General features: G+C 55.8%; 19 protein-coding genes and 1 pseudogene. 17 read left to right on the top strand and 3 right to left on the bottom strand.

What is annotated here, in order from left to right:
* Positions 1-13: 13 nt before the first annotated feature.
* Entirely contained in the window at positions 14-1,438 is a 1,425-nt protein-coding gene (gene glnA, locus BQ8011_RS06520; protein WP_072457717.1) for a type I glutamate--ammonia ligase, read from the bottom strand.
* Between the two features lie 111 nt (positions 1,439-1,549).
* Between glnA and uvrC the strand changes: the two genes are divergently transcribed.
* The 9 genes from uvrC to BQ8011_RS06475 all read left to right on the top strand — a co-directional run bounded on the left by uvrC (position 1,550) and on the right by BQ8011_RS06475 (position 11,066).
* Positions 1,550-3,559, top strand: coding sequence for an excinuclease ABC subunit UvrC (gene uvrC, locus BQ8011_RS06515; protein WP_072455794.1), 2,010 nt, complete (start codon positions 1,550-1,552; stop codon positions 3,557-3,559).
* Positions 3,560-3,607: 48 nt separating this feature from the next.
* Positions 3,608-4,564 carry an RNase adapter RapZ gene (rapZ, locus tag BQ8011_RS06510; protein WP_072455792.1) on the top strand — a complete coding sequence of 319 codons (957 nt, stop codon included), beginning with the start codon at positions 3,608-3,610 and terminating at the stop codon, positions 4,562-4,564.
* Between the two features lie 3 nt (positions 4,565-4,567).
* Positions 4,568-5,572 (top strand): gluconeogenesis factor YvcK family protein, encoded by a 1,005-nt coding sequence (locus tag BQ8011_RS06505; protein WP_072455790.1) that lies wholly within the window; start codon positions 4,568-4,570, stop codon positions 5,570-5,572.
* Between the two features lie 38 nt (positions 5,573-5,610).
* Positions 5,611-6,594, top strand: coding sequence for a DNA-binding protein WhiA (gene whiA, locus BQ8011_RS06500; protein ID WP_072455788.1), 984 nt, complete (start codon positions 5,611-5,613; stop codon positions 6,592-6,594).
* Between the two features lie 184 nt (positions 6,595-6,778).
* Positions 6,779-7,786: a type I glyceraldehyde-3-phosphate dehydrogenase gene (gene gap / locus BQ8011_RS06495; RefSeq protein ID WP_019126003.1), complete on the top strand. Its 1,008-nt coding sequence runs from the start codon at positions 6,779-6,781 to the stop codon at positions 7,784-7,786.
* A gap of 110 nt (positions 7,787-7,896) precedes the next feature.
* Positions 7,897-9,090 carry a phosphoglycerate kinase gene (locus BQ8011_RS06490; RefSeq protein WP_072455786.1) on the top strand — a complete coding sequence of 398 codons (1,194 nt, stop codon included), beginning with the start codon at positions 7,897-7,899 and terminating at the stop codon, positions 9,088-9,090.
* A gap of 3 nt (positions 9,091-9,093) precedes the next feature.
* Positions 9,094-9,873, top strand: coding sequence for a triose-phosphate isomerase (gene tpiA, locus BQ8011_RS06485; RefSeq protein ID WP_072455784.1), 780 nt, complete (start codon positions 9,094-9,096; stop codon positions 9,871-9,873).
* A 117-nt stretch (positions 9,874-9,990) separates the two neighbouring features.
* Entirely contained in the window at positions 9,991-10,236 is a 246-nt protein-coding gene (gene secG / locus BQ8011_RS06480) for a preprotein translocase subunit SecG (RefSeq protein ID WP_072455782.1), read from the top strand.
* Positions 10,237-10,385: 149 nt separating this feature from the next.
* Positions 10,386-11,066, top strand: a complete 681-nt coding sequence (locus tag BQ8011_RS06475) for a YdcF family protein (protein ID WP_106406430.1) — start codon at positions 10,386-10,388, stop codon at positions 11,064-11,066.
* A 10-nt stretch (positions 11,067-11,076) separates the two neighbouring features.
* On the opposite strand, the gene tkt is transcribed toward BQ8011_RS06475, so the two are convergent.
* On the bottom strand, positions 11,077-13,158 hold the full coding sequence (gene tkt / locus BQ8011_RS06470) for a transketolase (RefSeq protein WP_072455780.1): 2,082 nt from the start codon (positions 13,156-13,158) through the stop codon (positions 11,077-11,079).
* A 114-nt stretch (positions 13,159-13,272) separates the two neighbouring features.
* Here tkt and xerD (BQ8011_RS06465) point away from each other — a divergent pair, with 114 nt between their 5' ends.
* Positions 13,273-14,265 (top strand): site-specific tyrosine recombinase XerD, encoded by a 993-nt coding sequence (gene xerD, locus BQ8011_RS06465; protein WP_072455778.1) that lies wholly within the window; start codon positions 13,273-13,275, stop codon positions 14,263-14,265.
* 9 nt (positions 14,266-14,274) lie between these two features.
* On the opposite strand, the pseudogene BQ8011_RS06460 reads toward xerD (BQ8011_RS06465), so the two are convergent.
* A pseudogene (locus BQ8011_RS06460) lies at positions 14,275-15,267 on the bottom strand (transketolase); the annotation flags it as partial.
* A 114-nt stretch (positions 15,268-15,381) separates the two neighbouring features.
* On the opposite strand from BQ8011_RS06460, the gene xerD (BQ8011_RS06455) reads away from it, so the two are divergent.
* The 7 genes from xerD (BQ8011_RS06455) to cmk are packed head-to-tail and all read left to right on the top strand — an operon-like array spanning position 15,382 to position 21,245.
* Positions 15,382-16,374 (top strand): site-specific tyrosine recombinase XerD, encoded by a 993-nt coding sequence (xerD, locus tag BQ8011_RS06455; RefSeq protein ID WP_072455778.1) that lies wholly within the window; start codon positions 15,382-15,384, stop codon positions 16,372-16,374.
* A 29-nt stretch (positions 16,375-16,403) separates the two neighbouring features.
* Entirely contained in the window at positions 16,404-17,279 is an 876-nt protein-coding gene (locus BQ8011_RS06450) for a ParA family protein (RefSeq protein WP_456047819.1), read from the top strand.
* The gene (locus BQ8011_RS06445; RefSeq protein ID WP_072455776.1) at positions 17,263-18,057 is read left to right on the top strand and encodes a segregation and condensation protein A; all 795 of its coding nucleotides are present in this window, start codon (positions 17,263-17,265) and stop codon (positions 18,055-18,057) included. Before BQ8011_RS06450 ends, BQ8011_RS06445 begins: the two co-directional genes overlap by 17 nt.
* Positions 18,054-18,635, top strand: a complete 582-nt coding sequence (gene scpB, locus BQ8011_RS06440; RefSeq protein ID WP_072455774.1) for an SMC-Scp complex subunit ScpB — start codon at positions 18,054-18,056, stop codon at positions 18,633-18,635. The genes BQ8011_RS06445 and scpB overlap by 4 nt, the downstream gene beginning before the upstream one ends.
* Positions 18,632-19,381 carry a pseudouridine synthase gene (locus BQ8011_RS06435; RefSeq protein WP_072455772.1) on the top strand — a complete coding sequence of 250 codons (750 nt, stop codon included), beginning with the start codon at positions 18,632-18,634 and terminating at the stop codon, positions 19,379-19,381. The genes scpB and BQ8011_RS06435 overlap by 4 nt, the downstream gene beginning before the upstream one ends.
* A gap of 8 nt (positions 19,382-19,389) precedes the next feature.
* Complete coding sequence (locus BQ8011_RS06430) at positions 19,390-20,523, top strand: prephenate dehydrogenase (protein ID WP_072455770.1); 1,134 nt, start codon at positions 19,390-19,392, stop codon at positions 20,521-20,523.
* A complete protein-coding gene (gene cmk, locus BQ8011_RS06425; protein ID WP_072455768.1) occupies positions 20,523-21,245 on the top strand; it encodes a (d)CMP kinase in 723 nt (240 codons plus the stop codon). The genes BQ8011_RS06430 and cmk overlap by 1 nt, the downstream gene beginning before the upstream one ends.
* The last annotated feature ends 30 nt before the right edge of the window (positions 21,246-21,275 follow it).

The following is a 21,275-nucleotide window of genomic DNA, read 5'->3' as shown; positions in this document are numbered from 1 at the left end:
AGTGCCATCTAGCTCACAGATCGTAGTACAGCTGGAATTCGTAGGGGTGAGGATATGCGCGCATGGGGGCAATCTCCACCGTTTCTTTATAGTTAATCCAGGTTTCGATCAGGTCTTCTGTGAAGACATCACCTTCGGTGAGGAACTCATAATCGTTGCGAAGCGCTTCGAGCGCGCCCTCCAAGCTTGAAGGAATCTTTGCAATTGAGTCGTAGTCCGCGCTCGGTAGCTCGTAGAGGTCCTTGTCGATCGGTGCAGCCGGCTCAATGCGGCGCTTAATTCCATCAATTCCCGCCATGAGGCATGCAGCGAAGGAAAGATAAGGGTTCGCACTGGGATCGGGAACTCGGTATTCGACGCGCTTTGCGGCCGGGGATGTTCCTGTCACAGGGATGCGAATGCATGCGCTGCGATTGCGTGCTGAATAGACAAGGTTAATCGGAGCTTCGAAGCCAGGAACAAGGCGTCGGAAAGAATTAACCGACGGATTGGTAAACGCCAAAAGCGCAGGAGCATGCTCGAGCAGCCCGCCAATGAACCAGCGCGCGGTGTCAGAAAGCGAACCGTAGCCTCGTTCGTCGTAGAAAAGCGGCTCGCCGTTCTTCCACAACGACAGGTGTGTGTGCATCCCCGAGCCGTTGTCTCCGAAGATAGGCTTGGGCATGAAGGTGGCGGACAATCCGGCGGCGCGAGCAGCGTTCTTGATGACGTACTTGAACTTCATCATGTCATCAGCCGCGGCCATGAGGGTATTGAAGCGGTAGTTGATTTCCTGCTGGCCACCGGAACCAACCTCGTGGTGGGCGCGTTCCAGGGTAAGTCCAACCTCGGTCAGGAGGTTTGCCATTTCATCACGCAGGTCGGTGAAGTCGTCAGCAGGGGAGACAGGGAAGTACCCACCCTTGAGGGGAACCTTGTACCCGAGGTTTCCGCCGGCTTCGCTGCGTCCGGTATTCCAGTAGGCCTCGTCAGAATCAAGAGCGTAGAAGGTGTGTTGGGGAGTCACTTGGTAGCGAACGTCATTGAAGACGAAGAACTCAGCTTCTGCTCCGATGTAGCAGGTATCGGCAATACCAGTTGAACGCAGGTAAGCTTCGGCCTTGGCTGCGACTTGGCGGGGATCGCGCGAGAAAGGCTCATCGGTAAATGGGTCGACGATCGAGAAGATGATGACCAGTGTCTTGTTGGCGCGGAAGGGATCAATAAACGCAGAGGACAGGTCGGGAATCAGTTTCATGTCCGACTCGTGGATTTGCGTGAAACCCCGGACTGAAGAGCCGTCGAACATGAGGCCATCCTTAAGGACTGATGCCTCGAGCTCGCTAGCGGGAATTGTGAAATGTTGCTGAACGCCGGGAAGATCACAGAAGCGCACATCGATGTACGCGATCTCTTCTTGTGCAATGAAGTCAATAACTTCTTGGGCCTGGGTAAACATGACGAACCTTTCCGCACCGGTAACTTCAAGAAATGATAAACCCAGTACCAAGAGTTTTTCCATAGACCTGCTGGGTGCGCAGAAAGTTCCTGGCGCCGCTAGGCTAAAAGAGTGGCTGATCCATCAACCTATCGTCCGAAAACCGGGGAAATCCCAACCGATCCCGGGGTGTACCGTTTTCGCGATGAACAGGGGCAAGTGATCTATGTTGGGAAAGCCAAAAATCTTCGTGCACGTTTGACGAACTATTTTCAAGACCTGGCTAATCTGCACCCTCGCACCCAGAAAATGGTCACGACTGCGGCCTCGGTTCAGTGGACAGTGGTACGCAGCGAAATTGAAGCGCTCACTTTGGAATTCACGTGGATTAAAGAATTTAATCCGCGCTTCAACGTGATGTTTAAGGACGACAAGTCCTATCCCTACCTGGCAGTCAGTATTGGGGAGAAATACCCGCGAGTTCAGGTTACGCGCGAGGCACGTCGGAAGGACAGCCGATACTTTGGCCCCTACACAAAAGTCTGGGCGATTCGAGAGACTATCGATTTGCTCTTGCGAGTGTTTCCGCTGCGAACCTGTTCAGCCGGGGTCTTTCGTCGTGCACAGGCACAGGGGCGCCCCTGTTTATTGGGATATATCGAGAAGTGCTCAGCCCCTTGTGTAGGGCGCATCTCTCAAGAAGAACATCGAGCCCTTGCCCAAGCAATGTGCGAGTTCATGGAAGGCCGAGCAACTCCCGTATTGCGCCAGATCGAGGCCGAGATGCGCGAAGCAAGCGCTCAGCTTGATTTCGAAACCGCGGCTGAAAAACGCGACGATTTACAGGCGCTGCGAACGGTTCTCGAAAAGAACACCATGGTTCTGGGCGATGGAACTGATGCGGATATTTTTGCCCTCGTGAGCGATGAATTGGATGCAGCTGTTCATGTCTTCCATGTTCGTGGAGGACGAATCCGCGGTACACGTGGCTGGGTGATTTCACGTGATGATGATGCCAGCGAATCAGAGCTCATGTCTCGGCTATTCGAACAGATTTACTCTGAAGTACCGGAGGACTCGGGCGCGTGGCCACGTTCCCTTGAGCAAGCCCAAGCAGTCTCCGTCGATGATGTCGCCCACACCCCGACGCGTGCGGTTCCGCGTGAAATTCTTGTGAGCGTTATGCCAGATGATCGAGAAACACTCGCTCAATGGCTTGGCGGCAAACGCCGCGGCATCGTCGATATTCATGTTCCCCAAAGAGGCAACAAAGCGCAGCTTATGGAGACGGTGAAGGAGAATGCGAAACAGGCTCTGGTGCTTCACAAGACTCGCCGTTCGGGCGATCTTGCTCAACGGGGCCAGGCAATGGATGAATTGGCGCAATACCTTGACCTTCCCGCCGCACCTCTTCGAATTGAGTGCTACGACATTTCGCATACTCAGGGCCAACAGCAGGTTGGATCGATGGTCGTCTTTGAAGATGGCGTGCCGCGTAAGGATGCCTATCGGCACTTCAACATCCATGGTGATGACGGACATGGGACTCCGGACGACACCTCGGCAATGGATGAAGTGTTGCGTAGACGTTTCCGCCGTCTCTTGGCCGAGGAAAACGGTGAAGATGGCGAAGATGATGAGGGTATTGCTTTCGAGTCCGGTCCGGTCGATGCCAGTGGTAGGCCGCGGCGTTTCTCTTATCGGCCAGACCTTGTGGTGGTCGACGGTGGTCTTCCTCAGGTGAACGCTGCCCGGAGTGCGCTTGACGCAATGGGAATTGATATTCCACTGATTGGCTTGGCCAAGCGATTGGAAGAGGTGTGGATTCCAGGAGAAGAATTTCCGGTTATTTTCCCCAGGACCTCGGCTGCTTTGTACATGCTCCAATACGTGCGCGATGAATCCCATCGTTTCGCAATCACTGCTCATAGGAAACGCCGCGCAAAAACCCAGCAGCGTTCGGTTCTTGATGAGATCCCGGGCGTTGGCCCCTCTCGACAGAAGGCACTCCTGCGTCGCTTTGGCTCGGTTAAGAAGATCCGCGAGGCCACTGTCGAGGCCATTGCCGAAGTGCCGGGGATTGGAGATACCCTCGCGCAGAGTATTTGGGATGCGTTGAACTCTGTGCAGAAAACCGAGTAATGCGGCGAAACCTCGGTAATAATCGTCAACAAATGGCACCATAGGACTATGAGCGATATCCCGATGCCCCCCGTTCCCAATGAGGACACAGTTCCCGGAGGGATTCCGTTGCTTGATTCGATTGCCCCCGAAGTTCCTGATCCGGGTTCAAATGAAGTCGTGATCATCACCGGCTGTTCGGGTGCAGGACGAACCGGGGCTGCTCGCGCTCTTGAAGATCTTGACTGGTACGTTGTCGATAACCTTCCACCGGCTATGCTTCCTGCCCTCGTGGGAATGATGTCCCCAGACGGCGGGGGAGTGCACCGTCTTGCAGTCGTTGTCGATGTGCGTTCTCGAGAGTTTTTTGCTGACTTCGCCCGTTCTCTCGAACAGTTGCGCGAGCTTGGAGTCACCTATCGAGTCTTCTTCCTCGAAGCATCAACGGAGACACTGGTTCGGCGTTATGAATCGAATCGACGTCCCCATCCGCTTCAAGGAGACGGCACTCTTTTGGAAGGAATTCACGCCGAGGCCCGCGCACTTGCTCCAGTTCGGCGCTCAGCAGATGTCGTGATCGATACTTCGGGGATGTCTGTTCATGATTTGACGCGGCATATTCGTGATGTGATCGCCGATGCTGGTGAGGTTCCACTTCGGATTACAGTTGAATCCTTTGGGTTTAAGCATGGACTTCCCCTGGATGCTGATCACGTGCTGGACGTTCGTTTCTTGAAGAACCCTTACTGGGTCGATGAGTTGCGCCACCTGACAGGAAAGGATCAACCTGTCGCCGACTACGTGCTCTCACAACCCGGTGCTCGGGATTTTGTCCTAGGCTACGCAGATCTCCTTGCTCCCATGCTCAGGGGGTATATTGGTGAGCTCAAGCGGTACACGACGATCGCAGTTGGGTGTACGGGCGGGAAGCACCGTTCAGTGGCGAGCGCAGAGCTCATTGCCCGCCGGCTGCGTGAACACGGATTTAGTGTTCGCGTCACGCACCGTGATATGGGAAAGGAATAGCCGATGACCTACGTTGATGCTGCTGGGTGGATGCAGCGCGGCGATTCGAATAATCGCGTCGTCGCACTGGGGGGCGGACATGGATTGTCCGCAACTCTTCGCGCCCTTCGACACATCACGCGTCAGCTCACCGCTGTTGTGACCGTTGCAGACGATGGTGGTTCTTCTGGGCGTCTGCGCTCAGAAATGCCGATTCTCCCACCTGGCGATTTGCGCATGGCGCTTGCCTCGCTGTGTGAAGAAACGGAGTGGGGCCTAACGTGGCGCGATGTTTTCCAAATGCGTTTGAAGACCAGCGGTCCCATGGACGGACATGCAGTTGGCAATATCGTCATTGCCGGTTTGTGGCAGCTCCTCGATGATCCGGTAGAAGGACTTGATTTTGTCGCTCGCCTCTTAGGAGCTCAGGGGCGTGTGCTTCCTATGTCTGTCGATCCGCTGAGCATTGAAGCCGATATGGATGACAACGGTCGGCACTATACGGTGAAGGGACAATCGAAAGTAGCGATTGCCCCGGGGACAGTTGAATCGGTTCGTTTGACTCCCGAGAAACCGCGCGTTCCTGCGGCCGTTACAGAAGCGATCTCTGAGGCTGACTGGGTCGTCCTTGGCCCAGGTTCGTGGTACACATCGGTCATTCCGCATCTGTTGGTTCCTGAGCTTCATCGCTCCTTGGTTACTACTGAGGCTCACCGTGCGCTTATTTTGAATCTGTCGCGTCAACGCGGAGAAACAGACACGATGACCACGGCTGACCACGTTCGCGTTATCGCTCGGTACGCGCCGAGTTTTAAGCTCGATGTCGTCATTGCTGATCCGACGACGACTGATGATATTGATGACCTTGCCGAGGCCGCTGATGCCTTGGGTGCGCGAGTACTTCTACGCCAAGTGCGTACGGGCGACGGCGAGCCTCACCATGATCCTCTTCGTCTAGCTGCAGCCTTACGAGATGCTTTCGATGGTTTCCTCGGCGAAGTCGGTCGTAGCGAAACTTGGCTTCCCTGATTTCTCACAGTCCTTGTACTTTCCCTAAAGGAGTAACGGTGTCCCTCACATCGGATATGAAGGATGAGCTTGCCCGCAGTGCGGTTACCTCGCAGTCCGCGATGGCAGCCGAGGTCTGCGCGATTCTACGTTTCTCGGGTGGTCTTCACCTGGTGGGCGGCCGCATCCTCATCGAGGCCGAACTTGATTCTTCGGTTGCGGTCCGCCGTCTTCGCGCTTTCCTCTCAACCCTGTACAACGTCGAGTCCTTCGTCGTTGTGGTTTCGGGTTCATCATTGCGGCGGGGCAAGCGCTACGTGGTTCGGGTCGTGCATCGGGCGGATGAACTCGCTCGCCTCAGTGGCCTCGTTGATGCCGCGGGACGTCCGGTCCGTGGGCTGCCGGCTGCGCTTGTTGCAGCAGGTAAGGACGAGGCCGCAGCCGTGTGGCGCGGTGCTTTCCTAGCGCGTGGCTCCCTTCTGGAACCGGGGCGTTCGTCATCCTTGGAAATTACGTGTCCGGGACCAGAGGTTGCCTTGGCAATGGTTGGTCTGGCACGCAAGCTTGGCGCTGTTGTTCGTTCTAAGGAAGTTCGCGGTTCGGATCGAGTGACAGCTCGTGACTCTGAAGCAATCAGTGCGCTAATTCAGGCGCTTGGAGCCCCGGAAACTCATCGTTCATGGGAACAGAGGCGTGAGCGCCGTGAAGCGCGGGGGTCTGCTAATCGTCTTGCGAATTTTGACGACGCTAATCTTCGGCGCAGTGCGCGTGCTGCGGTCGCTGCCGGTGCACGAGTGGAGCGGGCTTTCGCGATCCTTGGCGATGATGTCCCCGAGCACTTGCGCGAAGCGGGTGAACTGCGCATTAAATTTAAGCAGGCCTCGCTTGAGGAACTTGGAAAGCACACTGATCCGCCTTTGACGAAGGATGCAGTTGCAGGACGCATCCGCAGGCTTCTGGCGATGGCAGACAAGGTAGCGCATGATCGCGGGATTCCGGATACCGAGTCTGCGCTCACCCTTGACATGCTCGACGGTGATTGAGATCTCTCTTTCAGCATAATGTGGGCCAGATCTCTAAGGACTTAGTTCACCCTCATCTGTGGCGGCGAGGGTGTAGATTAGAAGTACTGGAACCGCAGAGCACTGCGGGCCATAGATGCAAACCGCATCTTCATGGTTGATACAGAAAGTGTGTCCCGCAGGGGGCACAAGCAGGAGGACAACAGTGACCACCCGCGTTGGCATTAACGGCTTTGGCCGCATCGGTCGTAACTTCTTCCGCGCTGCAATTGAGCAGGGCGCAGACCTCGAGGTCGTTGCAGTTAACGATCTGACCGACAATAAGACTCTGGCACACCTGCTGAAGTACGACTCGATCATGGGTCGCTTCAATGGTGAGGTTTCCTACGACGATGAGGGCATCATCGTTGATGGAAAGCACATCAAGGTTCTCGCACAGCGCGATCCTGCCGACCTGCCTTGGGGCGAGCTCGGTGTTGAGGTTGTCGTCGAATCCACCGGTTTCTTCACCGATGGCGAGAAGGCAGCTGCACACATCGCAGCCGGCGCAAAGAAGGTTGTCATTTCGGCGCCTGCAAAGAACGTTGACGGCACCTTCGTTATGGGCGTGAACGATGGCGATTACGATCCCGCCACCATGAACATCATCTCCAACGCTTCGTGCACCACCAACTGCCTTGCTCCTCTGGCCAAGGTTCTCCACGAGAACTTCGGTATTGAGCGTGGCATCATGACCACCATCCACTCCTACACCGGCGACCAGCGTGTTCTCGACGCTCCCCACTCGGATCTGCGTCGTGCACGTGCAGCAGCTCTCAACATGATCCCCACCAAGACCGGTGCGGCTCAGGCTGTTGCTCTGGTTCTGCCCGAGCTCAAGGGCAAGTTCGACGGACTCGCAGTCCGCGTTCCCACCCCGACCGGTTCGCTGACCGACCTGACCTTCGTTGCTACCAAGGAGGTCTCGGTTGAGGCTATCCAGGCTGCCGTCAAGGCCGCTGCTGAGGGCGAACTCAAGGGCGTTCTCGAGTACACCGAAGATCCGATCGTTTCGACCGATATCGTGGGCAACCCTCACACCTCGATCTTCGATGCGACCGAGACCAAGGTTATCGGCAACCTGGTTAAGGTTCTCTCCTGGTACGACAACGAGTGGGGCTACTCGAACGCTCTCGTTCGCCTGACCTCGCTGGTCGGCTCCAAGCTCGCCTGATAGGCGCGCTGAGCGTGATGTACTAAGTTCTGGGCCCGTGTACGTGCAAACGTATACGGGCCCAGTTCACTACTCACCACTTCAATTCTTTACGATATGAGGAGAATTTTATGAGGACGATCGATAGCCTGGGTGACCTTTCCGGAAAGAGCGTGCTGCTTCGCTCGGATTTCAATGTCCCCCTCGACGGCGACCAGAACATCACCGACGATGGCCGTATTCGTGCCGCACTTCCTACCATTAAGCTGCTTCTCGACGGCGGTGCAAAGGTCGTAATCGCAGCTCACCTTGGCCGTCCTAAGGGCCAGGTCAACCCTGTTTTCTCTCTGGCGCCGGTTGCTCGCCGACTCCAAGAACTCACCGGTGTGAAGGTCACCCTTGCCGCCGATACTGTTGGCGAAGGTGCGCGTGCAGCTGTCGCTGCCGCTCAGCCCGGCGAGATTGTTTTGCTGGAGAACGTGCGTTTCAACGCAGCAGAAACCTCAAAGGATGACGCAGAGCGTGAAGCTTTCGCTGCTGAGCTTGCGTCGCTGGCAGATGCTTTTGTTTCTGACGGGTTCGGCGTCGTTCACCGCAAGCAGGCTTCGGTTTACGATGTTGCCAAGATTCTTCCCAGCGCTGCTGGTCTTCTTGTTGTCAAGGAAATCGAGTCCTTGGGCAAGGCCGTTAATGATCCCGAGCGTCCCTACGTCGTGGTCCTCGGTGGTTCGAAGGTTTCTGACAAGCTCGGAGTTATCGCGAACCTGCTGTCCAAGGCTGACAAGCTGATCATCGGTGGCGGCATGGCTTACACCTTCTTGGCTGCAAAGGGCTACGAAGTCGGTAAGTCTCTTCTCGAAGCGGATCAGATTCCCACGGTTCAGGGCTACATGGAGACCGCCGCGAAGAACGGCGTCGAGCTTCTTCTTCCCGTTGACACCGTTGTTGCTCCTGAGTTCGCTGCCGACGCTCCCGCAACCGTGGTCGATGCTGACGCAATCCCCGCTGATCAGATGGGCCTCGATATCGGCCCGAAGACCCGCGAACTCTTTGCAGGCGCCATCGCGTCTGCAAAGACTGTTGTGTGGAACGGCCCAATGGGTGTTTTCGAATTCCCGGCTTTTGCTGAGGGAACGAAGGCAGTTGCGCGTGCTATGAGCGAAGGCAGCGCCTTCACCGTCATCGGTGGCGGTGACTCGGCATCTGCTGTTCGTAACCTTGGTTTCGACGAATCCACTTTCTCTCACATTTCTACCGGTGGTGGAGCTTCCCTTGAACTTCTTGAAGGCAAGGTTCTCCCCGGTATCGCAGTACTGGAGGACTGAATAATGACACGTACCCCTTTGATGGCCGGTAACTGGAAGATGAACCTCGATCACCTCGAGGCCAATCACCTTGTCCAGGGTCTCGCAATGGAACTCTCGGATCACAACTTCGATTACTCGCGCTGCGAGGTCCTAGTGATCCCTCCCTTCACTGATCTTCGCACCGTTCAGACCGTCGTTGACGCTGACGAGCTTCAGATCAAGTACGGCGCACAGGATATTTCTGTCCATGACAACGGTGCATTCACCGGCGAAATCTCCTCTGAGATGCTGACCAAGTTGGGTTGCTCTTACGTTGTTGTCGGACACTCAGAACGTCGTGAGTACCACAACGAATCCGATCAGTTGGTCGGACAGAAGGCACGCAAGGCTTTTGATGCTGGCATGACTCCGATCCTGTGCTGCGGCGAGGCTCTTGATGTCCGTAAGGCTGGAACTCACGTCGAGTTCGTCCTCGGTCAAGTTCGCGCTGCCCTCGAAGGCTGGAACGCCGAAGACGTTGCGAAGATTGTCATCGCCTACGAACCCATTTGGGCAATTGGTACTGGTGAGACTGCAACTGCAGATGACGCACAGGAAGTGTGCGGTGCCATTCGCGAGGCTCTCCGTGCAGACTACGGTGATGCGACCGCTGACTCGACCCGTGTTCTCTACGGCGGTTCTGCAAAGCCCGGAAACATCAAGGAGCTCATGAGCCAGCCTGATGTTGATGGTGCACTTGTTGGTGGCGCGTCGCTGAAGGCTGATTCCTTCGCAGCGATGGCGCGTTTCCAGGAACTGTGATTCATTAACTCAGTGGTGCGCCGAAGAAGCAACACTTCGGCGCACCACTGGCTTTATAGTTTGTTTATTCGCTAGACTACTCAGCGTTGAAGTATCTGAAAGAATCGGAAGAAGAACGTGGCAGCTCTGAAAATTACATTGATCGTCATTATTACGGTGACTAGTATCCTGCTCACCCTGACGATTCTTATGCATAAGGGAAAGGGCGGCGGCCTGTCGGACATGTTCGGCGGTGGTATTTCTTCTTCCGCAGGATCTTCTGGCGTTGCGGAGCGTAACCTCAATCGGATTACTTTGGCTATTCTTTTGATTTGGGCGGTTTCAATCGTCGGTTTCGGTGTGTTGACGAAGTTCGCTGCCTAAGACATTCTTCATCGTGCTGCATCCGCCTGCGGATGCAGCATTTTTTACCCTGCGATAGCATGAACTTATGCTGAGTGGAGTAATGAGTGCCCTTCTGGTCTTTTTACCTGCCATATTTTGGGGCATTCTCTTTGCTTGGTCGTATCGGAATGAGCGACTCAAGGGTCGTCATTTCTCTTTCGGCGTTGCTCTTGGCTCTGGGTTTGTGGTTCTTCTTCAGTTTTGTCGCACTACTTGTGTATTCCTGGTTCTATCGCAGGCTCCCGCGGAAGCGACGCTTTGATTACATCATCATTCACGGTGCTGGTTTACAGGGTGAAGAACCAACGCCCCTTCTGCGAGGCCGAATTGATAAAGCCCTCGAGCTTTGGAGTGCTCAGGGATGCAGTGCGATCTTAGTTCCTTCTGGCGGGCAGGGTAGTGATGAGGTTATTTCAGAGGCTGAGGCGATGAGCCGTTACATGCTCCGCCTTGGAGTTCCGCGGGAGGCTCTTCTTCCAGAAGACCAATCAACGACAACGATGGAGAACCTCGTTTTTGCCAAGAAGCTTCTGGATGCGCGTCAAACAACACCCTACCGCTGCGCCTTCGTGACCTCGGACTACCACGTCTTTCGCACAGCACTTTATGCGTCGCATGTCGGTCTCAAAGGAGACGGGGTCGGCTCAAGAACCGCCTCCTACTATTTCCCGACGGCCTTTATTCGCGAGTTTATCGCAATTACGAAAGAACACTGGATGCCCTATGTAATCGTGACGATCGTGTGGGCAACCAGTGTTCTCGCGCCGTATTTTGGCCACCTACTGGGGATCTTTTTCCCCAATCAGTAGCGCGCCGGACTTAGTGGGCTGAAGCAAAACTTTCACGAGCCTTTGCTGCGATGTTCTCGGGGGTAAAGCCGTACTTTTCGAAAAGACGACTGCCTTCCGCTGACTCGCCAAAGTGCTCTAGCGAAACGATGCGACCGCAGTCGCCGACCCAGCGGTACCACGGCATCGCAATCCCGGCCTCGACGGCGACGCGCGCGCGAACTGCACGGGGGAGGACCGATTCGCGGTAATCCTCATCCTGAGCCTCGAACCACTCCATGCAGGGGACCGAGATCACGCGAACGCGAAGTCCTTCTTCTGCGAGCAGCGCGCGGGCTTGCAGGGCAGGTGCAACTTCAGATCCAGACGCCAAGAGAAGAACATCGGGAGTTCCCTCGCAGTCAGCGAGCACGTAAGCTCCGCGGCGCACGCCTTCGGCCCCTGCAAGTTCTGTTCCCTCCCCGCGAGCAGGGTTCGGCAGGTTCTGACGGCTGAGAACTAAGCCAACCGGGTGATGCTGAAGGAGGGTAGCCTTCCAGGCCTCGGCAGTTTCGGCAGCGTCTGCAGGACGAACGACTGCGAGATTCGGAATTGCGCGATAGGCAGCCAGGTGCTCGATGGGCTGGTGGGTCGGACCGTCCTCTCCAACACCAATTGAATCGTGCGTCCACACGTAGGTGACTGGAAGATCCATGAGAGCAGCAAGACGGACCGCGCCACGCATGAAGTCGGAGAAGACGAAGAAAGTTCCACCGTAGACACGGGTCAAGCCATCCGCGGCGATACCGTTCATCGCGCACGCCATGGCGAACTCACGAATTCCGAAGTGGAAGTTACGACCGAAGGGATCGGCTTCGAATGAACGCGAGTAGGTCCCTTCGGGGAGGAAAGACGTCAATCCGTTGAGGAAAGTATTATTTGATCCAGCCAAGTCAGCAGATCCGCCCCACAGTTCGGGAAGCGCTGATGCAATCGCGTTCAGCACCTTTCCCGAGGCCGAGCGGGTTGCCAGTGCCTGTCCTTCAGGGAAGCTTGGGAATGAAGATTCCCAACCAGTCGGCATTTCACCCTGGCGAAGACGGGCAAGTAGCGCAGCCTTTTCCGGGTTCTGTTCTTGCCACTGAGCGAAACGCTGATCCCATTCGTGCCGCAACTGCTTCGCGCGAGCAGCAAACTGACTGCGAGCGTAGGCGACAGCTTCTTCGTCAACATCGAAGCTCGCATCGGGGTTAGCGCCCAAGGCTTCTTTAAGTCCTCGAAGGGCGTCAGTCCCGAGCTTTGCACCGTGGATTCCGCCGGTGTTCATCTTCTCAGGAGTGGGCCACCCGATTACGGTACGAAGCGCGATGATCGAAGGCTGCTCGGTATTCGCGCGAGCCGCTTCCAAAGCAGCATCAAGAGCCGTAACGTCTTCGGTGTAGGAACCATCCTCACTGAGCCAATTGACGCGCTGAACGTGCCAGCCATAGGCCGAGTAGCGCGCCAAAACATCCTCACTGAAAGCAATATCCGTGTCACCTTCGATTGAAATGCGGTTGTCATCCCACAAAACAATGAGGTTGCCAAGCTTTTGCGTACCTGCAAGCGAAGAGGCCTCAGCTGAAACACCTTCTTGGAGGCAGCCATCACCTGCGATGACATAGACCTTGTGATCGAAAACGGACTCGCCGTATGGTGTTGAAGGATCGAGCAGCCCGTGGGTGAAACGTTCTGCCATTGCAAAACCGACAGCAGAAGCAATACCAGTTCCCAGCGGTCCCGTGGTCAGTTCGACACCCGGAGTGTGACCATACTCGGGGTGCCCGGGGGTGAGAGCACCTTCCGTGCGCAGAGCTTGAAGGTCCTCAAGCTCGACACCCATGCCAGCGAGGTAAAGCTGGAGATACTGCGTGAGAGACGAATGCCCTGAAGACAAAATAAAACGGTCACGACCCAGCCACTGTGGGTCGTGAGGATCAAGATGCATATGGCGGTGGTAGAGGGCATAGGCTGCGGGAGCGAGTGAAATAGCCGCTCCTGGGTGTCCATTTCCTACTCGTTCTACGGCGTCTGCGGCGAGAATCTTGGCGGTGGAAACGGCGCGGCTATCGAGCTCATTCCATAAAGCGGGCACGGTGTAACCTCCTGGTAATTGACGTGACCTCCCTGTACAGGCCAAGTGTAGCGGTTCGGCGCGCGTAACTTGGAAATACCTGGCGAGCATCGAAGCAATCCATACAATGGGCGCGTGGCAAGTACCTTTGAGAGGGATCGCGATGAATGGCTCGCGTTTCTGAGCGTTGAAAAAGGCGCATCAACGCATACCGTGTCGAATTACCGCCGAGATGTTGAACGCTATTTGGAATACCAGCTTCAACGAGGCCACGCCACCTATGACGCAATTACTGAGCGGGCAGTCGAAGACTATCTCGCTCATTTGAGTAGTGGAACTGGCGGGAGGAAGGCAGCGCCTTCGTCAGTGGCACGTGCTCTAGCCGCAATCCGTTCTTTCCATAAATACATCCTTCGTGAAGGCATTGCTTCCCATGACCCCAGTGCCCAGGTGCGAGTTCCTCAAGTCGGAGAGCATCTACCCAAGGCTTTGACGATCGAGCAGGTCGAGGCCCTGCTTGAAGCTGCGGGCACAGGCGACGACGCTAGGTCCTTACGTGACCGGGCGCTCTTAGAAACCCTGTATGCGACCGGAGCTCGAGTGAGCGAAGTTGTCTCGCTGGCAATCGACGACCTTGATCTTGATGAAGAACTCCCAATCGTTCGTCTTTTTGGGAAAGGACGTAAAGAACGTTTAGTCCCACTTGGCTCGATGGCGCAGCAAGCACTCGAAGCCTATCTGGTACGCGCGCGTCCCGCATTTGCATCAAAAGGAAGAGGTTGCCCCAATGTATTTCTGAATAACAGGGGAGGGGCGCTGTCGCGTCAATCTGCCTGGGAGATTATTCAGCGTGCGGCAACTCGAGCAAATCTTGAGGTTGCTGTATCACCGCATACCCTGCGTCACTCATTTGCCACTCATCTTTTGGAAGGTGGCGCGAATGTACGTGATGTCCAAGAGCTACTGGGGCATTCCTCGGTGTCGACGACCCAGATCTACACCAAGGTCACAATTGCGACTTTGAAGGAGATGTATCGCTCGGCGCATCCACGCGCAAACGTCGATCCTGCATCGATCGTTCATGCGGCCTCGGGAGAAGAGAAAAGAATTGAGACAGCCCGCGGGTAGGGCGCACAAGGCTTTGATGATNTGATCCCATTCGTGCCGCAACTGCTTCGCGCGAGCAGCAAACTGACTGCGAGCGTAGGCGACAGCTTCTTCGTCAACATCGAAGCTCGCATCGGGGTTAGCGCCCAAGGCTTCTTTAAGTCCTCGAAGGGCGTCAGTCCCGAGCTTTGCACCGTGGATTCCGCCGGTGTTCATCTTCTCAGGAGTGGGCCACCCGATTACGGTACGAAGCGCGATGATCGAAGGCTGCTCGGTATTCGCGCGAGCCGCTTCCAAAGCAGCATCAAGAGCCGTAACGTCTTCGGTGTAGGAACCATCCTCACTGAGCCAATTGACGCGCTGAACGTGCCAGCCATAGGCCGAGTAGCGCGCCAAAACATCCTCACTGAAAGCAATATCCGTGTCACCTTCGATTGAAATGCGGTTGTCATCCCACAAAACAATGAGGTTGCCAAGCTTTTGCGTACCTGCAAGCGAAGAGGCCTCAGCTGAAACACCTTCTTGGAGGCAGCCATCACCTGCGATGACATAGACCTTGTGATCGAAAACGGACTCGCCGTATGGTGTTGAAGGATCGAGCAGCCCGTGGGTGAAACGTTCTGCCATTGCAAAACCGACAGCAGAAGCAATACCAGTTCCCAGCGGTCCCGTGGTCAGTTCGACACCCGGAGTGTGACCATACTCGGGGTGCCCGGGGGTGAGAGCACCTTCCGTGCGCAGAGCTTGAAGGTCCTCAAGCTCGACACCCATGCCAGCGAGGTAAAGCTGGAGATACTGCGTGAGAGACGAATGCCCTGAAGACAAAATAAAACGGTCACGACCCAGCCACTGTGGGTCGTGAGGATCAAGATGCATATGGCGGTGGTAGAGGGCATAGGCTGCGGGAGCGAGTGAAATAGCCGCTCCTGGGTGTCCATTTCCTACTCGTTCTACGGCGTCTGCGGCGAGAATCTTGGCGGTGGAAACGGCGCGGCTATCGAGCTCATTCCATAAAGCGGGCACGGTGTAACCTCCTGGTAATTGACGTGACCTCCCTGTACAGGCCAAGTGTAGCGGTTCGGCGCGCGTAACTTGGAAATACCTGGCGAGCATCGAAGCAATCCATACAATGGGCGCGTGGCAAGTACCTTTGAGAGGGATCGCGATGAATGGCTCGCGTTTCTGAGCGTTGAAAAAGGCGCATCAACGCATACCGTGTCGAATTACCGCCGAGATGTTGAACGCTATTTGGAATACCAGCTTCAACGAGGCCACGCCACCTATGACGCAATTACTGAGCGGGCAGTCGAAGACTATCTCGCTCATTTGAGTAGTGGAACTGGCGGGAGGAAGGCAGCGCCTTCGTCAGTGGCACGTGCTCTAGCCGCAATCCGTTCTTTCCATAAATACATCCTTCGTGAAGGCATTGCTTCCCATGACCCCAGTGCCCAGGTGCGAGTTCCTCAAGTCGGAGAGCATCTACCCAAGGCTTTGACGATCGAGCAGGTCGAGGCCCTGCTTGAAGCTGCGGGCACAGGCGACGACGCTAGGTCCTTACGTGACCGGGCGCTCTTAGAAACCCTGTATGCGACCGGAGCTCGAGTGAGCGAAGTTGTCTCGCTGGCAATCGACGACCTTGATCTTGATGAAGAACTCCCAATCGTTCGTCTTTTTGGGAAAGGACGTAAAGAACGTTTAGTCCCACTTGGCTCGATGGCGCAGCAAGCACTCGAAGCCTATCTGGTACGCGCGCGTCCCGCATTTGCATCAAAAGGAAGAGGTTGCCCCAATGTATTTCTGAATAACAGGGGAGGGGCGCTGTCGCGTCAATCTGCCTGGGAGATTATTCAGCGTGCGGCAACTCGAGCAAATCTTGAGGTTGCTGTATCACCGCATACCCTGCGTCACTCATTTGCCACTCATCTTTTGGAAGGTGGCGCGAATGTACGTGATGTCCAAGAGCTACTGGGGCATTCCTCGGTGTCGACGACCCAGATCTACACCAAGGTCACAATTGCGACTTTGAAGGAGATGTATCGCTCGGCGCATCCACGCGCAAACGTCGATCCTGCATCGATCGTTCATGCGGCCTCGGGAGAAGAGAAAAGAATTGAGACAGCCCGCGGGTAGGGCGCACAAGGCTTTGATGATGCACTAGGATGGTAGGCGTGACGAATCCATCTCAGCCAACGCTTACCGGGGACCTACCTGCCGACGAAGAACAGGATTTCCCGATCCCGGCTCCTTTGACGGGACATGGACCCGCGCGCATTATCGCGATGTGTAATCAAAAGGGTGGGGTCGGAAAGACGACGACGACCATTAATCTTGCGGCATCACTTGCCGAGTACGGACGTCGTGTTCTGATTGTCGATTTTGATCCTCAGGGTGCTGCCTCAGTTGGACTGGGTATTAATACTCTGGATATGGAGCACACCATCTACAACCTCCTGATGAATCCGAAGGAAGATATTCATCAGGCACTGTGTCATACCTCGGTTCCGGGTTTGGATATTGTCCCGGCGAACATCGACCTATCGGCTGCTGAGGTTCAACTCGTCAATGAGGTGGCTCGAGAATCCGCGCTCTCGCGCGTTTTGCGTGCGGTTGTCGATGATTACGACGTGATTTTGGTCGATTGCCAGCCTTCATTGGGCTTGCTCACGGTCAATGCGCTGACGGCTGCGCACGGTGTTATTGTCCCGATGGAAGCAGAATTCTTCGCGCTGCGCGGTGTGGCACTTCTTGTGGAGACTATCGAAACTGTCCGTGACCGGATTAATCCTCGCCTGAAGATCGATGGTATCCTCGCGACAATGGTCGATACGCGCACCCTGCACTCGCGCGAAGTTCTTGAACGACTGGACGAGGCCTTCGGAGACTTGGTCTTCACCACGCGTATCGCGCGTACCGTGAAGTTCCCCGACGCTTCTGTTGCAACGGTTCCGATCACGACCTACGCACCAAACCACCCGGGTGCGCGAGCATACCGACGTCTTGCCAGAGAGATCATCGCCCGTGGAGACGTCGCCTGACAGCACGCTGACTCAAGCGGCACTTGACGAGTTTCAGGTGTCGCTTGGGGTCTTTGAAGGCCCTTTCGACCTTCTTCTTCAGCTCATTTCACGCAAGAAGCTTGATATTACGCAAGTAGCTTTGGCTGAAGTAACGGATGAGTTTATTGCCCACATGCAGGCGTTTCCTGATTTGTCGCGGACGACTGAATTCCTTGTCGTCGCGGCAACTCTTCTTGATATGAAGGCCGCGCGTTTGCTGCCCGACTACGACGAGGACTCATCGATAAGCGCAGAGGATTTAGAGGCGCGTGATCTTCTCTTCTCCAAGCTCTTGCAGTATCGCGCGTTCAAACTCGCAGCTGCTACGCTTGCCGAGCGATTGGACACCCACATGGGGCTCGTTGCTCGAAGTGTCTCGCTCGAAGCTCGTTTTGCGCGTCTCTTGCCGGAGTTGCGCTTTGAAACAACGCCGGAGGATCTTGCGCGGTGCTTCGCTGAGGTACTGAGCGCTCAGCCTCCCAGCGTGGAAGTCACTCATCTTCACGAGGCTCAGGTGCCGGTTGCCCGCGAGGCTCGCAATGTGGTGGCGTTCCTATCTGCTCATGGGAGAGCGACTTTTGCTCAGTTGATTGAAGACGCCCGCGATACCGCTGTGGTTGTCTCTCGATTCTTGGCTATCTTAGAGTTGTATCGGCGCCGCGCAATCGAGTTTGAACAGGAACAAGCTTTGGCTCCGCTTCAGATCGTGTGGAATGGAATCGACCCTCAGGTCGACGAATGGGAGGAAGACGCATGAGTGAGGCGATTAGCCCACAAGAAGCGCAGCTGCTTTTTGCTCCCGTGGAAGCAATTTTGATGGTCGTCGATCAACCGGTTACCTCCGAAGAATTGGGGAGGGTTCTTCATCTTTCCCCCGAGGATATGGAGAGTGTTCTCCACATGCTTGCTGCTGAATACTCGGGCGCGCACGGTGGCCGTGACCATGGTTTCGAGCTCCGACGTTTCGGCGGTGGGTGGCGTATCTATTCTTCTGCGCGCTGGGAGTCGCTGGTGTCGCAGTTTATTGTTGGCGCGGGACAATCTAAACTGTCTCAGGCAGCACTAGAGACACTTGCAGTCATCGCATATCGTCAACCGATTTCACGAGCGCGTATTTCGCAGATTCGTGGCGTCAACGTTGACGCAGTCGTTCGGACTTTACTGGCACGCGAACTTGTCGAAGAAGTTGGCCAATCTTCTTCGGGAGCTCGCTTGTATGCGACGACCGCTGTTTTTCTTGAACGGATGGGGATGAATTCCCTTGACGAGTTGGCCCCATTAGCACCCTACCTTCCAGCATCGGATGAGCTGGATGAACTTGAGGAGACACTGTGAGAAACGAATCCTATAGCGAAGACGGAATTCGCCTGCAAAAGGTCCTCTCACGTGCGGGGGTTGCCTCTCGGCGTGCCGCTGAGGAAATGATCGCCCAGGGGCGCGTGCAAGTTGACGGTAAGGTTGTGCGCGGTCAAGGTATGCGTGTTGATCCCGCAACCCAGGCGATTCACGTCGACGGTAAGCGCATTATTCTTGAAGAAAATCGACCGATTGTGATGGCTGTTAACAAGCCTGTTGGAATGGTTTCGACGATGTCGGATCCCGAAGGGCGGCCAACTCTTGCCGATCTGCTGGTCGACTATCCAGAGCGTCTTTACCATGTCGGACGTTTGGATATCGATACTTCCGGACTGCTGCTTCTTACCAATGACGGCGAGCTCGCAAACCGCTTGACTCATCCTTCCTACGAAATCCCTAAGACCTACGTGGCCAGGGTTCATGGAGAAGTGAAAGCTGGTGTTCGTCGTCGTTTGATGGAAGGCATCGAGCTCGAAGATGGTCCTATCGCCGTGGATTCCTTCCGTACGATGGAAACCTACGGTGACATTACAACGGTTGAGATCGTTGTTCACGAAGGTCGTAATCGCCTGGTTCGTCGTTTGATGGACGAGGTCGGTTACCCGGTTCGCGAACTGGTTCGTACGAAGTTCGGGCCGATCCGTCTGGATCACCTCCAACCGGGGACGATGCGCCGAGTGAAGGGTCCGCAGCTGGCGGCTCTCTACGATGTAGTCGGTTTGTGAGAAGCACAGTGTCGGAGCGCACTTTAGCGACACAGGGGCCTGTTCTCATTATTGGAACGGGGCTGTTGGGTACGTCGATAGCCTTGGCGCTTCGCAGTGGGGGAGTTGAGGTATACCTTCGGGATGCTTCACCAACTGCTGGAAGACTTGCGCAAGACCTAGGTGCGGGTACTTTGATCGCCCTAGACGATCCGTGTTCTCCGCGCCTCGTCATTGTATCGACGCCCCCTGATGTCGCCGATGTCTGCGTTGTTGATGCCTTGCTTCGCTATCCGCAGGCAGTGGTTACCGATGTTGCCTCTGTGAAGTCCGCTGTCTGCGACGGAGTTTTTGACGAGGCCAAGCGGCGCGGTGCGGATATTCCCAGTCGGTATGTGGGTTCCCATCCGATGGCGGGGCGGGAAAGAAGCGGGGCTGGGGCGGCTGATGCTGACCTGTTCTACGGGCGTCCGTGGGTGATTGTTCCTAATCGTTACTCAACTCCCGACGCTGTCATGGAGATCCGCTCGCTTGCCGTTGATCTTGGAGCTTTCCCGATCGAGATGGATGCTCGTACTCATGACCAGTCGGTCGCCTTAATCTCACACGTTCCCCAGCTTGTTTCCTCGATGCTCGCCGCCCGTTTGGTTGATGCGCCGCTGTCTGCGCTTTCGCTGTCTGGCCAGGGACTTCGTGATACGACGCGCATTGCGGCTTCTGATCCTCGACTCTGGACGGCAATTTTGGCCGGAAATGCCGGGCCTGTCGTTGAGGTTCTTCGTGAAATTCGCGGGGATCTTGATGACCTCATTGAACATCTCGATGCGGCGGCCCAGCGGGGTCCCCTCGAAGGGGGGAGCGTCGGCGCAGTTCATCGGGTCATGGACCTGGGGAACAGGGGAGTTGCGCGAATTCCCGGCAAGCACGGTGGCGCTCCAACCCGTTATGCGGTGCTTGACGTTTTTGTCCCTGATACCGCTGGTTCACTTGGTCGATTGTTCACAGAACTCGGCGAGATTGGCGTCAATATCGAAGACCTTTCTTTGGAGCACTCCGCTGGAGCTCAGATGGGTGTCGCAAGGATCAGTCTTGACCCATCAATCCTTGCTTCAACGGTGAAACAGCTTGAAGAACGAGGCTGGAATACAGGAAGCGGAGACTAATGATGGAAAGTACACCTCGTCGCCACGGCTTAACGATCGCGATTGACGGTCCTGCAGGTTCAGGGAAGTCGACGATCGCCAAGCTTCTTGCCGAGCGCCTCGGGATTGGCTATTTGGATACGGGCGCAATGTATCGTTCCCTCACGCTGGTGGCCCTGGAGGCTGGAGTTGATCTTGATGATCACGAGGCGGTTGCTGGACTCTTGCCAAGTCTGCATTTGAGCGCTGATTCAAACCCTGTGAATCCTCACTTCTACGTGGGTGAGAGGGAAGTGACCTCGCTGATCCGTACCCCTCGAATTGCCGAGGCCGTACCCAAGATTGCGGTTAATCTTCTTGTGCGCGCGTGGATGGCCGAGCAGCAACGTAAGCGTATGGCCGAGGCTAGCGCCGACGGCTCGGGCATGGTTGCTGAGGGGCGGGATATTACGACGGTGGTCTATCCCGAGGCTGATCTACGAGTTCTGCTTGTGGCGTCGCCTCTTGCCCGGATGAAACGGCGCGCGCGTGAACTTTTTGGTGATGACAGCGCTGAAAGCTTGGCCAAGGTACGCGCGCAGATTGTGGACCGCGACGCATCTGATTCAACGGTCAGTGAGTTTCTCACTCCCGGTCCCGGAATCGAATTAGTCGATACCTCAGAGCTTGATATCGAGGGAGTTTTGGAAGCTGTTCTTGCCTTAGTCCCAGCAGATTCTGGCGTGGCTCACTCGCGAATGTGACGGGGGTCGCTGTACTCGATTGGAGTTTTT

The organism is Actinomyces marseillensis (assembly GCF_900155605.1).
Classification (GTDB): domain Bacteria; phylum Actinomycetota; class Actinomycetes; order Actinomycetales; family Actinomycetaceae; genus Pauljensenia; species Pauljensenia marseillensis.
This window is presented reverse-complemented; position numbering and strand designations above follow the sequence as displayed.

Bases quoted from the DNA above. Each gene is read 5' to 3' on its own strand.
- glnA (WP_072457717.1), bottom strand. From the start codon at position 1,438: ATGTTTACCCAGGCCCAAGAAGTTATTGACTTCATTGCACAAGAAGAG.
- rapZ (WP_072455792.1), top strand. From the start codon at position 3,608: ATGAGCGATATCCCGATGCCCCCCGTTCCCAATGAGGACACAGTTCCC.
- BQ8011_RS06505 (WP_072455790.1), top strand. From the start codon at position 4,568: ATGACCTACGTTGATGCTGCTGGGTGGATGCAGCGCGGCGATTCGAAT.
- BQ8011_RS06490 (WP_072455786.1), top strand. From the start codon at position 7,897: ATGAGGACGATCGATAGCCTGGGTGACCTTTCCGGAAAGAGCGTGCTG.
- tpiA (WP_072455784.1), top strand. From the start codon at position 9,094: ATGACACGTACCCCTTTGATGGCCGGTAACTGGAAGATGAACCTCGAT.
- BQ8011_RS06475 (WP_106406430.1), top strand. From the start codon at position 10,386: ATGAGCGACTCAAGGGTCGTCATTTCTCTTTCGGCGTTGCTCTTGGCT.
- BQ8011_RS06450 (WP_456047819.1), top strand. From the start codon at position 16,404: ATGGTAGGCGTGACGAATCCATCTCAGCCAACGCTTACCGGGGACCTA.
- scpB (WP_072455774.1), top strand. From the start codon at position 18,054: ATGAGTGAGGCGATTAGCCCACAAGAAGCGCAGCTGCTTTTTGCTCCC.
- cmk (WP_072455768.1), top strand. From the start codon at position 20,523: ATGATGGAAAGTACACCTCGTCGCCACGGCTTAACGATCGCGATTGAC.